Below are 15,532 nucleotides of genomic sequence, written 5' to 3'. Positions count from 1 at the left end.
AGAATTCATGATCTAGGGCTTAATCAATATAGATACCACCATCTGAGTGGACTTCCAAATTTACTTTCTCAAGGAATTCACCTAGACAAGGGCCTGAAATACATTCACCCGTTTCGACTGAAAACAGTGCGCCATGCGTAGAACATTGAATATATTCTTTATCTTGGTCCAAGAACTGATTTTCTAAATACTCAAGTTCAGTTTGCAAGTGTGGGCAAACGTTTTGATAGGCATAGAAGCTGCCATCTTTTTGAGTAATAAAAATGGTGGTCCCTTTCATGGTGTCGTATGCACGAGACTCACGCTCAGGGACTTCTTCAGTCATGCAAATCTTTTCCATGTTATGCACATTCCTGTTGAGCTTTCTGGAATTGTTCAAAGAGTTTAGCGTAATTTTCTACACTTAAACGTGGTCCATATTGAGCGACCACTTCACTTGAGATCAAAATAGCAAGTTGTGCTGCGGCTTCCAAGCTTAAACCCGCATTGATTGCATATAAAAATGAGCCTGAGAATGCATCTCCAGCGCCATTGGTATCCACAGCTTCAACAGCACGACCATTAACATGGAAGTGGTGTGCTTGATCAACAATTACAGCCCCTTTTGCACCTTGTGTAATCACAATATGTTGATTTTTTAATTTTAGGCTTTCAATCGCAGCATCAAGATTGTCTGTTTCGGTAAACATAAGCGCTTCTTGCTCATTACAGAATAACAGATCTACACCATCATCTAGGAGTTCGACTAAACCTTGACGTGCATATTGCACCATTGCAGGATCGGAGAGGGATAATGCAATTTTAACGCCGTGGGCTTTAGCCAGTTCACGTGCCTGTTTAACTGCAACACGAGCGGTATCGCTGGTTGATAAGTAACCTTCGATATACAGCCATTTTGCGGTTTTAAGTGGTTCAAAGTCGATTTGTTCGTCGGATAATTCAGCGGTAATCCCAAGATAGGTTTGCATGGTGCGTTCTGAATCTGGGCTGATCAGAACCATACATGTACCTGTTACACCTTCACTGATTGATTGTGTTGTGGTTGTAATACCAGCTTCGTTTAAGCCGTCAAGATAAATGCTACCGAGTTCATCATTACCTACACGGCAGCCATAAAATGCAGTACCACCTAAGGCACTAAATGCAACGGTTGTATTCGCTGCTGAACCACCACTCGCTTGGCCTTTGTAGCTTTGAGTATCTTGTAATTTTTGATATAAATTTGCCTGCGTTTCACCATCGGCCAACTGCATTGTGCCTTTTGGCAATCCTTGTTGCGTTAAAAACTCATTTGAAACCTTAAATTCTTGGTCAATGAGTGCATTACCAATTGCAAAAAGATCAACAGTTGCCATGTTTGTCATCACAGTAAAAATCAAAAAGCAAAGTTTACACGAATGCTACGGATTACAGTAGTTTGTTGAAGAAAATTCAGCAAAGCCTACGGTTACAGTGAAATGAAGGAAAGAAGATGAGGTCAGACCACTTTAGAATTGAAAGAAGCCTAGAGTTGCCTGCACAAATCGGCGTACTGATTCAATATTCAGAACGTGAGGGCTTTCGCTTCTTAAATAGATTAAAGCAAGATTTTCAATCAGGTGCGAATTGTTTTGATCAGATCGGAGAAGCACTTTTTGTTGTATATGATCAACAGGATGGTTTGATTGCCGTAGGTGGACTGAATCAAGATCCTTTTGCTGAATCGAAGCGAGTTGGGCGCTTACGTCGTTTCTATATACACCCAGATTATCGTCATAAAAAAATAGCTACTTATTTATTGATGCATATCGAACAATATGCAAAGACCTATTTTGAGCGGCTTGATTTATTTACTGATACAGCACAAGCGGCTCACTTCTATCAAAGTCGGGGATACCAATCTATCGTGTCAGCACATCGCAATTTTTACAAGATTTTATGAAACGTCGTTTTCGATTAGGCGCTGCATTTTTCTACAAAAACATAGTAATTTACATGGATATCGATACGTATTCTTCGGTAGACTCTCTATAATCAATTGTAATGAATTTAATACAGATAAATTGGAGATCACATGACTGTAGATGTTACTGAAAGCATTACTCAAACGACACATCCCGCGTTTCAGCTATTACGTCAACACCATGTAGAAGCACTCGATATTCAAGTTTCAGAATATAAGCACAAAGTGACTGGTGCAGTTCACTACCATTTGGCCACCACCCATGATGAAAATGTGTTCTTGGTGGCATTTAGAACGCAGCCTATGGATTCCAAAGGTGCTGCACATATTTTAGAGCATACGGCTCTTTGCGGTTCTGAAAAGTTCCCTGTACGTGATCCGTTCTTTTTGATGATCCGCCGTTCGTTGAATACATTTATGAATGCATTTACAGCAGCGGATTGGACAGCGTATCCTTTTGCAACACAGAACAAAAAAGACTTTCAAAACTTATTGTCTGTGTATTTAGATGCTGCCTTTGCCGCGAATTTGAATCCTTTGGATTTTGCGCAAGAAGGCATTCGTATTGAGCTGGAAAATGATCAAGCCGTTTATAAAGGTGTGGTATTTAATGAAATGAAAGGAGCAATGAGCTCTCCTTCAGATCAGCTATATCATCAGCTTGCACATCATTTATTCCCAGAAACGACCTATCACTACAACTCTGGTGGTGATCCTAAAGATATTCCTGACCTCAGCTATGAGCAGTTGGTGGATTTTTATAAAATTCACTATCACCCAAGTAATGCCGTGTTCATGACCTTTGGCAATCAAAGTGCATATGACCTGCAAGAACAGTTTGAGAAACTAGCCCTACACAAGTTTTCTCAAGGGACTACCTTATATTCAAAACCAGAGAAGCGTTTAACTGCACCTGTAGAAGTAACTGAAAGCTATGCAGTCGATAGTGAAGATCTGAAAGACAAGACCTACCATGTGATGTCGTGGTTGTTGCCTGAAACCAGTGATACTAAATTACGTCTAGGTATGCGTTTGGTTGAGGGGATTCTATTAGAGAATTCAGCTTCACCTTTACGTCATTATTTGGAAACTTGTGGTTATGCACAATCAACAGGTCCATTAATGGGTGTGGATGATAGTAACTTTGAAATGACCTTCTATTGTGGCGTTCAAGGTTCTAATGCTGAACATACAGAAACATTTAAAAATGGCATTCTCGATATTCTGAAAGAGGTTGCCTCTAAGCCAGTAGATACTGATTTTGTAGATGCCATTCTTCATCAAATTGAATTACATCAACGTGAAATCAATGGTGATGGTACACCGTATGGTCTAAGTCTGATTCTCAATGGATTAGGTAGCGCGATTCATCACAGTGATCCAGTTCATGTTTGGGATGTAGACTCTGCGATTGAACAAGTGAAAGAAGAGTTAAAGGACCCGATGTGGTTATCAAACTTGATTCAAACTCACCTGTTGGATAATCCACACCGTGTACAAATGACTTTAGTACCTGACGCAACAAAATCAGTGAAAGAGCAACAGGCTGAACAAGCGCGTTTGGCTGAGATTACTGCTAATTTGACTGATGCGCAGAAAGTTGAAATTCAGGAAAAAACGGCTGCATTAAAGCAACGTCAAGACACAGCAGATGATCTTGAGTTGTTACCAAAAGTTGGTTTGGAAGATGTGCCTGCTGAATTGCAGATTGTACAGGGGCAACTACGTGAAATTATTTGCAATGGCTTAGATACACCGTTGAATTTATATCATGCAGGAACCAATGGTATTTACTACCAACAAGTTTTGATTCAGATTCCAGATGAAATCGTACAATCTCCATATTTCAATTTACTCTCTATTTTAATGGGAGAGGTTGGTGCAGGTGAGTACGATTATTTGGAATTCCAGCAAATCCAAACCGCAGTCAGTGGTGGTTTAGGTATGGGAGCATCATTGCGCAGTAAGGTCGATGATAAAGACCGTATCAGTGCATGGCTCACTCTGACTACAAAATCACTGACGCAGAAACTGGATGCAATTCAATTATTAAAATTGGCATTTGAGCAACTTCGTTTTGATGAGAAAGATCGCATCATCGAGTTATTGCAGCAACGTAAAACTCGCTGGCAATCACGGTTGTCTGGCTCTGGCCATAGTTATGCAATGCAAGCTGCTTCACGTCAAATGAGTGCACTTGCACGCCGTGATTATCACAACACGGGTTTAGGCGCATTAAACTGGCTTAGTGATTTGGTTGCGAAAATTGATCAAGATGATAGCGCTTATCAAACATTGATTACTGAATTACAGTCGATTCATCGTAAGTTGCTGCAAGCACCTAAACAATTCTTGTTGGTATGTGAAGAACATCAATCTGATCGTTTGGTTGAAGAAGTTCAAAACGTTTGGGATAAGTTGGTCGTCGATAAAGCAGCTGTTACTTTAACGCAAGTAGAACAGGTCAATACTTCAGATGATGAAGCATGGTTAATTCAAGCTAATGTTCAGTTCTGTTCGTCTGCTTATCAAGCAGTCGATGTTGCTCATCCTGATGCAGCACCTTTAATGGTATTGGCCGCTTATTTGCGTAATGGCTTCTTACATAGCGCCATTCGTGAAAAAGGTGGTGCGTATGGTGGTGGAGCTAGCTATGATGGCAACGCGTGCTCATTCCGTTTCTATAGTTATCGTGATCCACGCTTAGCTGAAACGTTTAATGATTTTGAAGCCAGCGTGCAATGGTTACTCAATACTGAGCAGCAACCACATCAACTCGAAGAAGCAATTCTAGGGTTAGTGGCTGGTATGGATAAACCGGGCTCACCAGCTGGGGAAGCAATTACCGCATGTTATGCATTGTTGCATGCACGTACACCAAAATTCCGTAAAATCTTACGAGAACGTTTACTCAACGTGGACTTGGATGATTTACAGCGTGTTGCGAAGCAATATCTATTGGCTCAAAAACCAGTGAAAGCGGTGGTTGCGCCATTTGCGAAACGTGAAGAATTGCAGAAACTTGGATTTAATATCCAGCAAGTTAATTAATAAAATAAAAATCGGAGAAATCTATGGCGTTCAAATCTTTTGAACGTAGTCATTTGGAGCTGAGTATCCTTGCGATACTTGGCTCTTTAGCGACATCGTTGTCACATGCTGAATCGACAGCACCAGCAAGCCCTGCAACCGTAGATGCGTGTGTGGCCTTGGCCGCAAATGCTGAGCGTTTGGCTTGTTATGACAGCCTTTTTAAAGCGCCGACCATTATTCCAACACAAGTGCAGACCGATGCCGCGCCTATGGTTGCAGCCGCTATGCCTGTGGCTGAGTCGAGTGAACCAGCCAAACCAGAGTCTTTGAAAGATAAGGTGGTTCAAAAGGTTAGTGACTTGCATATATTAGGCGCTGCACCAAAATTTGATCCAAACGTTTCATTACTCGATCGCCGTTGGGAATTGTCAGAAGAAAGTAAATTGGGGGTATGGAATATTCGTGCCTATCAACCTGTTTATCTGTTACCAGTGTTCTGGACGAGTGATAAAAATGAATTTCCAAGTAGTCCGAACCCTGAAAATACAGTCAAGGATAAGCAAGAGTTGACCTCAAGCGAAGCGAAATTCCAGCTTTCATTTAAGACTAAAGCTTGGGAAAACATCTTTGGTAATAATGGTGATCTCTGGTTGGGTTACACGCAATCTTCACGTTGGCAAGTTTATAACTCAGAGGAATCAAGACCATTCCGTGAGACCAATTATGAGCCTGAAGCGAGTTTGATGTTTAGAACCAATTATGAAATTTTAGGTTTAAATGCTCGTTTGCTTGGGGTAACGCTGAATCACCAATCCAATGGTCGCTCTGATCCACTTTCTCGTAGTTGGAACCGTGTGATTTTTAATCTTGGTTTTGAAAAAGATAACTTCGCATTGATGCTACGTCCTTGGTACCGTGTTGAAGAAGATGCCAAAGATGATAATAACCCAGACATCAAGGATTATATTGGTCGTGGTGATTTAACCGCATTTTACCGTAAGGGCAATAATGATTTTTCTTTGATGTTACGTCATTCATTAAAAGGTGGCGATCGTTCACATGGTGCGGTTCAGTTTGACTGGGCTTTTCCAATTAAAGATAAATTACGTGGTCATTTCCAAATATTTGATGGCTATGGCGAGAGCTTGATTGATTATAACCACCGAGCGACCTATGTCGGCTTAGGTGTATCTTTAATGAACTGGTACTAAATGAGTTTAAATATTCCAGAGTCCTTATTGCAGCTTGAAGCAAATTGTGGCGTGTTTGCACTCTGGTTAATCGTGAAGCAATATCATACCCATATTGATATTGCTGACCTGATTCGCTTGTCTGGTCATGACCGAGAAGATGGAACATTTACCATTGCTTTGGCTGTGGCACTGAAAAAATTAGGGTTTGAAGTATCGTTCTATACGGCACCTGACCTTAATATTGATGAAAAGGAAAAGCAGAGTTATCTTGATGCACAGCGTCTTCAGATCCCCATTCAGGCTGCTTTAACTTATTCCGAGATTCAGCGAGCTTATGAACAAGGCCACTTCGTGATTGTGTTTTATGACACATTACAGGGTATGGGGAACCAATCCTTGATTTATTCAATCGATGAGCTCGAAATTAGTTTCTGTGATCACTTTGACGTGATGTCTAAAACGGTGTTTGAAAAACAGCGTCAAAGTGATGAAATTTGTCGACAAGTGATTGTGATTGAACAGCCTTTAGATCATCATCCAATCTGAATATTGGCATTGGCATGTTTTAGGCGGCTCTTCTTTGGAGTCGCAATTAAATAAGCAAGTGTTAGCGGCCCTAATCGTCCTGTAAACATCAGCACACTCAGCACAAACAAGCTACCATCATGCAACTGACCTGTTGCACCTCGTGACAGTCCTACAGTACATGCCGCAGAGACCACCTCAAACATTAAGTCGAGTACATCTAATTTCGGTTCAAGCAGAAAAATAATAAAGCAGCCAACAAAGACCAACATACCTGTAATCGCGGTTACAGCGAGTGCCTTATAGGTGGTCTCTTGTGAAACTGAATGGTTAAAAATACGGATTTCTTCGTTACGCCTTAAAAAGGAAATCACGCAGAGCAATAAAATTACAAACGTACCGACTTTAATACCACCAGCCGTACTGAGAGAACCACCACCAATAAACATCAATAACATGGTCAATAAAGCCGTACTATGTTCCATTGAACCTGTATCAATGGTGTTAAACCCTGAAGAGCGCGGTACAGTGGCTTGGAACCAAGCGTTCATGGCCTGTTCACCTAAGCCCATTGAGCCAAGAGTGAGCGGGTTGTTGGACTCTAAAATCCAGATCAGCACGAAGGCAACAAGGTTTAATATCGCGATGGTACTCAGGATCAGTTTGCTGTTGGGAGTTAGCTTGCTCCAGCGTTTATTTTGTTTTACATCAATCAAAACCAAGAAACCAATCCCGCCTAGGGTATATAACATACTGATGGTGAGACAAATCAGATAATGGCTTTGAAAGTTAATCAGACTGTTATCAAATAAGGAAAAACCTGCGTTATTAAAAGCTGAAACGCTATAAAAAACAGCATAATAAAGCCCACGATCAAAACCATACATGGGCGCAAAGGAGGCCGTCAGGATAACGACGCCAATCAACTCAAAGAACAGGGTATATAGCACGACACCTTTGGCGACGAAGGTCACTTTGGAGAGGCTGGTTTGCCCCAAACTATCTTGCGCCATCATTTGTTGTTTTAAGCCGAGTTTAGGAGCGAGACTTAAGGCGGCCAATATAGCGAAGGTCATAAAGCCTAAACCACCCGATTGAATCAACAAAAGGATAATAAACTGCCCAAGATGATTGAACGAATCATTCAAGTTTACGACTGATAAACCTGTAATAGTCACAGCCGAAGTTGCTGTAAATAAGGCATCCATCCAACTCACATTGCCTTTATTTGCAATCGGCATTTTTAGTAATATCGTGCCAATGATAATAAAACTAAGAAACCCAATTGCCAGTAAAGATGGCGGGCTGAGGTTGAAAGTCTTTTGGGAGTTTATTTTAAATGCCATTTTATACGAAACATCCTGAAAGTTTTCGGAGATGGCTGAGTAAACCTTCTAGAATGAGGACATCACCTGTTTTCAAGGTGAAGTTGCCATCTGTTTCATAGAGAATTTCTTGATCTCGTTTTAACAATAAAAGTTTGATATGCGGTTCTTGTTTTAAGATGCCAGATAAATTTACGTTGTTGAGTTTTTCATGCACAGGAACTTTGACAATGTAATGATCGTGGTCAAGCGCCATATAACGGCTCACCATTGGGTAATTTAATGCCTGAGCAACCCGGACACCCATGTCTTCTTCAGGATGGATAATCTTATTGACATTTAAATGGGAGAGGATCGTGTGATGTGCTTTAGTTTTAGCCTTTACCAGAATTTTCTCAACACCAAGATTCTTGAGATTTAAAACGCAGAGGATACTGGCTTCAATATCTTCACCAATGGCAACGACTACAGCATCGCAATTTTGGATATTCAGCTCTTCTAGGACGTGCTCGTCGGTGGCATCGGCAATCACGGCGTGAGTAATACGATCAGCTAAGCTTTCGACATTACGTTTGATGGTATCAATGCCAATGACATCATGATTCAGTTTAGTCAGCTCTAATGCAACAGTTGCCCCAAAACTACCTAAACCAATGACTGCAAACTGTGCCATAACTGTCCTTAACTAAATGATAAAAATGTCTTTTTATTCATTTTAAGATGGAATAACTTTCTATTTGTAATGATTTTGTTTGCGCTGCACACCTATAAGCAAAACATCGAATAAAAATAAAGCCGACATTATGTCGGCTTTATACTATTGGAACGCTTATTTAAGAAAACGACGATAGCCCGTATTATCTGTGATTTCAGCATATGGATAAGTGATTTTTTCCAGTGTTTCGACTAAGCCATCTGGATTTTGCTTCGCATCAGTTGCTTGTAGGCCAACCAGTACACGACCTTCTGCTGCACCATGGTTACGATAATGGAACAAGGTAATGTTGTGGGTTGGGCCTAAGCGTTCTAAGAAGGTTAACAGGGCACCTGGACGTTCTGGAAACTCAACTCGGAATAAACGTTCATGTTCGATATTGGCATGACCACCGATCAAATAACGAATATGCAGTTTAGCAACTTCATCATCCGATAGATCATCTACTTCATATTGTTGTTTCAACATCTCATGAATTTCATGACGTTCGGTTTCACCACCTTTGAGGCTAATGCCGACAAAGACTTGAGCGAGATTACTATCACTGGCACGGTAGTTAAACTCAGTGATGTTACGACCTTGTAGTGCACGGCAAAAATGCAGGAAGGCACCTTTTTGCTCAGGAATTGTTACTGCATAGATTGCTTCACGACGTTCACCTAACTCAGTACGTTCTGCAATATAGCGTAAACGGTCAAAGTTCATGTTGGCACCACAAACAATTGAGACCATATTTTTGCCAGTCAATTGATGCTCTGCGACATATTTTTTAATCCCAGCCAAGGCCATTGCGCCAGAAGGTTCAACAATACTGCGATTCTCATCATAAGTGTCTTTGATTGCAGCACAAATTTCATCTGTATCTACGGTGACAATATCTGGTTCTACGATTGGACCTGAATTATCTGATTTACGAAGACGAATAATGTCGAAAGGTAACTCACCGATTTGTGCAACAGCCGTACCATCAGCAAATAGACCAACATGAGGTAAGATCACACGTTCATTGGTTTCAAGTGCAGCTTTTAAGCACGCGGATTCTTCGTATTCAACACCAATGATTCTGACATGCGGTGCAACTTCACCGAGGTAGGCTGCAACCCCAGCGATTAAACCACCGCCACCGACAGCAACAAAAACGTATTCTACATCACGCCATTGACGCAATAACTCGTTTGCGATGGTACCTTGACCTGCAATCACCAATTCATCGTCATAAGGCGGAATAAAAACCAAGCCTTCATCTTCAGCGCGTTGTTTGGCATATTTATTGGCAACATCAAAACTGTCGCCATGTAACACAACTTGACCACCTAAACGCTTAACTGCCTGAACCTTAATGTCAGGGGTCGTGCTTGGCATGACAATGATGGCATGAATCCCTAATTTTTTTCCTGATAGCGCGACACCCTGAGCATGATTACCTGCAGATGCACAAATAACACCACGATCAAGCTGATCTTTTGGTAATTGGCTAATACGGTTGTAAGCACCGCGTAGCTTGAAAGAGAATACAGGTTGTAAATCTTCACGTTTAAATCGAATGTTATTATTAATTTTCTGACTAATTCGTGGAGCTGCATCAAGCGGTGTTTCAATCGCAACATCATAAACCGTTGCTTGTAAAATTTGTCGTACCACACGAGACAGCATGTTCATCTTCCCTATAACAGTTTAAAATAGGCAATCATTGTAGCAAACCCCTGTGCATTTGCGCTGTTTTCTTAAAGCAAATGTCAAAATAGTTGAGTGAAGTCATGAGTCTATATGCAACCCAAGATGAAAAAAAACAAGCTGCGGCCAAAGCAGCTTTGAAACATTTGCCTAAAGGCGGCATTTTGGGCGTAGGAACAGGAAGTACCGTTAATTTTTTAATTGATTTATTGCCTGAATTGCAATTAGAAGCGGCAGTGGCAAGTTCAACTGCGACAGCTGAACGCCTAAAAAAACTAGGCATTGAAGTTGTTGATATGAATTCTGTCGGTGGTTTAGATGCTTATGTTGATGGTGCTGATGAAATTGACCGTCATATGCATATGATCAAAGGTGGTGGTGCAGCATTAACCCGTGAAAAAATCGTTGCCTCAATTGCAAAGAAATTTGTATGTATCGTAGATGACTCAAAATGGGTAGATCAATTAGGACGTGATTTTCCACTTCCTGTTGAAGTGATTCCAATGGCGCGTTCTGCAGTGGCTCGTAAAATTGTTGCGCTAGGTGGTGATCCAGTTTATCGCGAAGGTGTTGTAACCGATAATGGGAATGTGATTTTAGACGTATTTAATCTGAATATTCTAAATGCGATTGAGTTGGAAAAAACTATTAACGATATTCCAGGTGTTGTGACGAATGGTATCTTTGCATTAAATGCAGCAACCATTGCGGTTGTTGCAACTGACAATGGTATCGAAGAGCGTACAGCACAATAATGCCATCAGTTTCATTAGAAACGCTGTTACCTGAAATTAAAGTTGTTCGACATGCAAGGGCAAGAAATTTGCGCTTGCGTGTTGAGCCAACAGGTATTCGCCTCACCGTTCCATTGTTTTGCAGTAAAAGACAGATTCAGCAATTTTTGCATCTATCAGAACAATGGTTGATCGAGACTTGGGCTAAACAACAACAGCAATTTAATCAAATTACGGTATTTCCTGAATCGTTGACATTGTTTAACCATGTGCAGCCTTTTAAGATTATTCAGCAACAGCAGCGTCATATCTTTAAATTTGATTTTGATCAGCACATTATCTGGATAAGAGATCAACAGTCAGAGCAAGCGTTGCAAGCAGCAGTTTTGGCCTATGCAAAGCAATTTTTGCCTGAATATTTAGCTGAAGTGAGTCAACAAATTCGCTTGCCATATCAGCAATGTAGTATCCGAAAACCTAAAACACGCTGGGGCAGTTGTAGCTCCAAACACGACATCATGTTAAATGCCGCCTTGGTGCTGATGCCCGAACATATTGTGCGATCTGTTTGTGTACATGAATTGGTGCATACTAAACACTTTGATCATAGTGCTGCGTTTTGGAATGAAGTAGAAAAGCATGATGTCAATTATCTTGAGCATCGAAAGCAATTGAAACAGACGCAATTGCCGAGTTGGTACTATAAGAAATAATAGAGCGTAAGTTTTGTCTTAACCATTAAAGAAGCGATTGTTCTGAACAGCTAAACCTTTTCGAATACGTAGGGCTTGTTTTAGACTTGAGACATCATTTTGCCATTGTTTGAGTACCAAAATAATGGCAATGATTTCAGCACGTGTCAGAAGACCTAGCCAGAAAACAATCCAGAATAAAATTTGACTCTGACCAGTGAGTGTTACTTGCACCAGTAAGGAGAAGAGAAATAAGGTCCAAATTTTTGCACCAAGACTATGAGTGGCCACTTCTTTACGAAACTTAATAAAACTAACGGTGTAAATCGCCACTTCAAATAAAACTAGAACCAGAATTGGCCAAATGTATTGTTTAAAAAAAACAGGTTGTTGTAAGTAAATTGATGCGATTGCACAAATAAAGAAGATTTGATCAATATTGGAGTCTAAACGACGCAATTTCTCATCTGATACGCCTAAATGTCTTGCAATGATGCCATCAAAGATATCACTCATTAGTCCGAGTGTTAAAAATACGACTGTATAAAGATGATAAAAGCTAGGCCGTAATAGTGTTACCACTACAATTAGAAAGCCGAGTAGCAATCTGGAATAAACAAGAAGTGTAGGGATTTGATACTTAAGAGGCATTAAATATAAGATCAATGAGTTTGTTAATGCAGTATATCAGCCGAAGAAGAAAGCTAAGGTTGAAATAACAGATTTAAAATAAAACAACAGCTTTAATTAAAGCTGTTGTTTTATTGGAGTCGGCAAGATTATTTGGGATTTGGACATTCACGTTTTGGCTAAACATCAACGTTTTAATTTAGCTTTAACTATGAGAAATTGCACTGTAATTGAGTGGTCTGTAGCTGATCTGGCGCTTTACGATTGTCTAAACCAGCACTAGCACTTAACACTTGATTTTTCTTTACTTTTACTTGAATGAAGCTATATTGCAGTGTGCTATTATTTGGTTCTGTTGAGCTGCTATTTAGTAAGTATTCAGCATTGGCCTTATCTACTTGTAATAAATTATCGGTACTGTCAGCATCCAGTTTAGAACTAAAAGTTTGTCCATCTTTGATGAGTTCTAAGCTTCCATCGCCACGGACATTCAACTGGCAGTTACCAGATGAGTCTTTATAGCTGCCGATTAAATACTCAATTGAAGGCAAGCCTGCACTAACAATATTGATTCCTGTAATACCTTGTTTACATGGATAAACAGAACCATTGCATGTTTCAGTAGTATCTGCGAAGCCAACCGCACGACGATAGTCACCAGCACCAATGACTCGGAAAGCATTAGCTGTATTATTTATAGGGCTATTTCCAGCATAGGACTTTTGCTGCAATAAGGCGTAACCCTGTGGATTTAAAGAAGCCTGACGATAGTTGTCCGCCAGTTGTAGTACCGCTTGCTTTAGAGAGCCAGAGAAGGTATCTCTTGCACTCTTTTGATTTTCCGCAATAAATATCAAGTTATTTTTAGATGAATCAACATTGTCTGGTGTTGGAATTACTAATGAAGTCAGTGCGCTTTGATCGCCGCGTAATTTTTTAGCATCGAGATAACCGTCTTTTAAATCAACTGCTAAATTTTTGGTAAATTCAACAAAGGTATTATTGGGGTAAAGATTTGCCCATTGCTGAATAAAACCAAAACTGAGATAAGTGTTGATGTATACATATGATGTTAATGTTGCATCTTGTGGTGAGAAAGCATTTAAAAGATAAGACGGATTTAAATTTGGGATATCCAATTGATAGAACGCGCTTGTTAATGCTGAGTTCACATCTTCTGTTGCGAGATTTAATTGAGAAGCACTCACTTTTGTTGGGTTTATATTGTTATCCGTTGGCAGTCCACCAGAGCGGACTAAGGCGCGTTGATAGATTGCTTCTGAACTTGGATTGATATAAATCGTTTGCGTGAGACTACTGGTATTTACTTCTACAAGACTATGTAGTGTCATAGAAATATTTTGGTATTGACCACTTTGAAAGTCAAAAACCAAAGAATTTGGATTTGTTGATATCTCAATACGGTATAAGCGCTCTTTATTTAAAACGCGCGGTAAAGTGATGTTGACGTCAGAGGTTGTACTTAAATTTTGTTCCAGAACTAATGTATTATCAAAGTTATCGTAGATTTTAAGAACAACATCACGCATTTCAACTGCTGCTTTGACCTTGAAACTCTTCGGTTTTGGTTCTGATACTGTGGGTGTCGTTTCTACTTTCGCTTTACTTTCACCACTTCCACAACCAACTAATGCCGAACTAAGTAGAAGTGTACTAAGCCCTAAGCAAATATGATGATGTAGTCTTTGTTTTGACATCAAAGAAGGCATTCCAGCTCTCCAAAAAATTTTGCATCCATGAAATTTATTATTACCGCAATTTTTTTATTCTATTCGAATAGTGAAATGATTCAATAGTATTTCTTGACCAATGGTAGAATCAATCCAAATATAATGAGTTTATTTGTATTTTCTCATAAACTTTTGACTGTTTAATCAAGATTGATAGTACTTTTATTTTGTTAAAAGTTAGGTACTTGAAGATTGTGTAAAATGGGTCAAACTGCCATACTATTTATCTAAATGAAAGCTTGAGGTGTCACGCGTGATTTCTGTTGGTATTGTTGGTGGAACTGGATACACTGGGGTTGAGCTATTACGTCTTTTATTAAGACATTCACAAGTTCAGGTTCGTATTCTCACTTCTCGTACAGAAGCAGGAAAGCGTGTTGCAGATATGTTCCCAAGCCTACGTGGGCATACAGCACTTGAGTTTTCTGATCTGGATTTAGATCAATTAGCACAATGTGATGTCGTGTTTTTTGCAACGCCGCATGGTGTAGCGATGCAACATGTTGAAAAATTGATTGCTGCTGGTACCAAAGTAATTGATCTTGCAGCTGATTTTCGTTTGCAAGATTTGGTTCAGTTTGAAAAATGGTATGGTATGCAACATAGTTGTCCAGCCATATTAAAAGACTCTGTTTATGGTTTAACTGAATTAAATCGTGAGAAGATTAAGCAAGCCCAAGTGATTGGCAATCCAGGTTGTTATCCAACCACGGTACAATTAGGCCTAGCTCCATTACTTAAAAATGTAGATCAACTGATCCAAACACAAAGTATTATTGTGGATGCAAAGTCTGGCGTATCTGGTGCGGGGCGTAAAGCAAGCCTAGGTATGATTTACAGTGAAAATGCTGATAATTTCAAAGCATATGGTGTTGCTGGGCATCGTCATCATCCCGAGATTGTTGAAGCGCTTGAAAATATCTCAGGGCAAAAAGGGCAATTTGATCAGCTTATTTTTGTGCCACATCTTGTGCCAATGATTCGTGGCATGCTAAGTACGATTTATGTTGACCTAACCGAACAAGGTCAGCAACTTGACTTGCAAGCACTTTACGAAGATTTCTATAAAGATGAACGTTTTGTTGATGTCATGCCTGCAAATAGTTCTCCAGAAACACGTAGTGTCCGCGGTGCGAACGAGCTCAGAATTGCACTCTACCGCCCACAAGCCAATAAATTGATTATCTTGGTTGCTCAAGACAACCTAGTGAAAGGCGCTGCAGGTCAGGCGATTCAAAATATGAACTTAATGTTTGGTTTTGATGAGGCTGCTGGCTTGGAAGGTATTGGTTTATTACCATAAAAAACGCTTTTTTAC

The 15,532-nt window shown here is 40.1% G+C and carries 14 protein-coding genes; 7 read left to right on the top strand and 7 right to left on the bottom strand.

Annotation, left to right across the window (positions count from 1 at the left end; genetic code table 11):
- Window positions 1-19 precede the first annotated feature (19 nt).
- Window positions 20-325: a Rieske (2Fe-2S) protein gene (locus F896_RS09125; protein WP_017402009.1), complete on the bottom strand. Its 306-nt coding sequence runs from the start codon at window positions 323-325 to the stop codon at window positions 20-22.
- Between the two features lie 16 nt (window positions 326-341).
- Window positions 342-1,355, bottom strand: a complete 1,014-nt coding sequence (locus F896_RS09130; RefSeq protein ID WP_016163844.1) for an adenosine kinase — start codon at window positions 1,353-1,355, stop codon at window positions 342-344.
- 116 nt (window positions 1,356-1,471) lie between these two features.
- Between F896_RS09130 and F896_RS09135 the strand changes: the two genes are divergently transcribed.
- The 4 genes from F896_RS09135 (at window position 1,472) to F896_RS09150 (ending at window position 6,714) form a co-directional block, all read left to right on the top strand.
- Window positions 1,472-1,921: a GNAT family N-acetyltransferase gene (locus tag F896_RS09135; RefSeq protein ID WP_016163843.1), complete on the top strand. Its 450-nt coding sequence runs from the start codon at window positions 1,472-1,474 to the stop codon at window positions 1,919-1,921.
- Window positions 1,922-2,053: 132 nt separating this feature from the next.
- On the top strand, window positions 2,054-4,993 hold the full coding sequence (locus F896_RS09140) for an insulinase family protein (RefSeq protein WP_016163842.1): 2,940 nt from the start codon (window positions 2,054-2,056) through the stop codon (window positions 4,991-4,993).
- A 23-nt stretch (window positions 4,994-5,016) separates the two neighbouring features.
- Window positions 5,017-6,186 carry a phospholipase A gene (locus tag F896_RS09145; protein ID WP_016163841.1) on the top strand — a complete coding sequence of 390 codons (1,170 nt, stop codon included), beginning with the start codon at window positions 5,017-5,019 and terminating at the stop codon, window positions 6,184-6,186.
- On the top strand, window positions 6,187-6,714 hold the full coding sequence (locus F896_RS09150; protein WP_016163840.1) for a cysteine peptidase family C39 domain-containing protein: 528 nt from the start codon (window positions 6,187-6,189) through the stop codon (window positions 6,712-6,714).
- Here the strand turns inward: F896_RS09150 and F896_RS09155 are convergent.
- The 3 genes from F896_RS09155 to ilvA form a co-directional block, all read right to left on the bottom strand.
- The gene (locus tag F896_RS09155) at window positions 6,702-8,039 is read right to left on the bottom strand and encodes a TrkH family potassium uptake protein (protein ID WP_016163839.1); all 1,338 of its coding nucleotides are present in this window, start codon (window positions 8,037-8,039) and stop codon (window positions 6,702-6,704) included. The two genes, F896_RS09150 and F896_RS09155, sit on opposite strands and share 13 nt — an antisense overlap.
- 1 nt (window position 8,040) lies before the next feature.
- The gene (locus F896_RS09160; protein WP_016163838.1) at window positions 8,041-8,691 is read right to left on the bottom strand and encodes a potassium channel family protein; all 651 of its coding nucleotides are present in this window, start codon (window positions 8,689-8,691) and stop codon (window positions 8,041-8,043) included.
- A 156-nt stretch (window positions 8,692-8,847) separates the two neighbouring features.
- Window positions 8,848-10,392 carry a threonine ammonia-lyase, biosynthetic gene (gene ilvA / locus F896_RS09165; RefSeq protein WP_171069663.1) on the bottom strand — a complete coding sequence of 515 codons (1,545 nt, stop codon included), beginning with the start codon at window positions 10,390-10,392 and terminating at the stop codon, window positions 8,848-8,850.
- A gap of 98 nt (window positions 10,393-10,490) precedes the next feature.
- On the opposite strand from ilvA, the gene rpiA reads away from it, so the two are divergent.
- Both rpiA and F896_RS09175 read left to right on the top strand, forming a co-directional pair.
- On the top strand, window positions 10,491-11,162 hold the full coding sequence (gene rpiA, locus F896_RS09170) for a ribose-5-phosphate isomerase RpiA (RefSeq protein WP_005153354.1): 672 nt from the start codon (window positions 10,491-10,493) through the stop codon (window positions 11,160-11,162).
- Complete coding sequence (locus F896_RS09175; RefSeq protein WP_016163836.1) at window positions 11,162-11,854, top strand: YgjP family zinc-dependent metalloprotease; 693 nt, start codon at window positions 11,162-11,164, stop codon at window positions 11,852-11,854. The genes rpiA and F896_RS09175 overlap by 1 nt, the downstream gene beginning before the upstream one ends.
- An 18-nt stretch (window positions 11,855-11,872) precedes the next feature.
- Here F896_RS09175 and F896_RS09180 read toward each other — a convergent pair whose 3' ends face one another.
- Both F896_RS09180 and F896_RS09185 read right to left on the bottom strand, forming a co-directional pair.
- Window positions 11,873-12,484 carry a CDP-alcohol phosphatidyltransferase family protein gene (locus F896_RS09180; protein WP_016163835.1) on the bottom strand — a complete coding sequence of 204 codons (612 nt, stop codon included), beginning with the start codon at window positions 12,482-12,484 and terminating at the stop codon, window positions 11,873-11,875.
- 188 nt (window positions 12,485-12,672) lie between these two features.
- Window positions 12,673-14,193: a hypothetical protein gene (locus F896_RS09185; protein ID WP_016163834.1), complete on the bottom strand. Its 1,521-nt coding sequence runs from the start codon at window positions 14,191-14,193 to the stop codon at window positions 12,673-12,675.
- 274 nt (window positions 14,194-14,467) lie between these two features.
- On the opposite strand from F896_RS09185, the gene argC reads away from it, so the two are divergent.
- The gene (gene argC / locus F896_RS09190; protein WP_016163833.1) at window positions 14,468-15,517 is read left to right on the top strand and encodes an N-acetyl-gamma-glutamyl-phosphate reductase; all 1,050 of its coding nucleotides are present in this window, start codon (window positions 14,468-14,470) and stop codon (window positions 15,515-15,517) included.
- Window positions 15,518-15,532 lie beyond the last annotated feature (15 nt).

This window comes from Acinetobacter genomosp. 15BJ, from assembly GCF_000400715.1.
Lineage (GTDB): Bacteria > Pseudomonadota > Gammaproteobacteria > Pseudomonadales > Moraxellaceae > Acinetobacter.
This window is presented reverse-complemented; position numbering and strand designations above follow the sequence as displayed.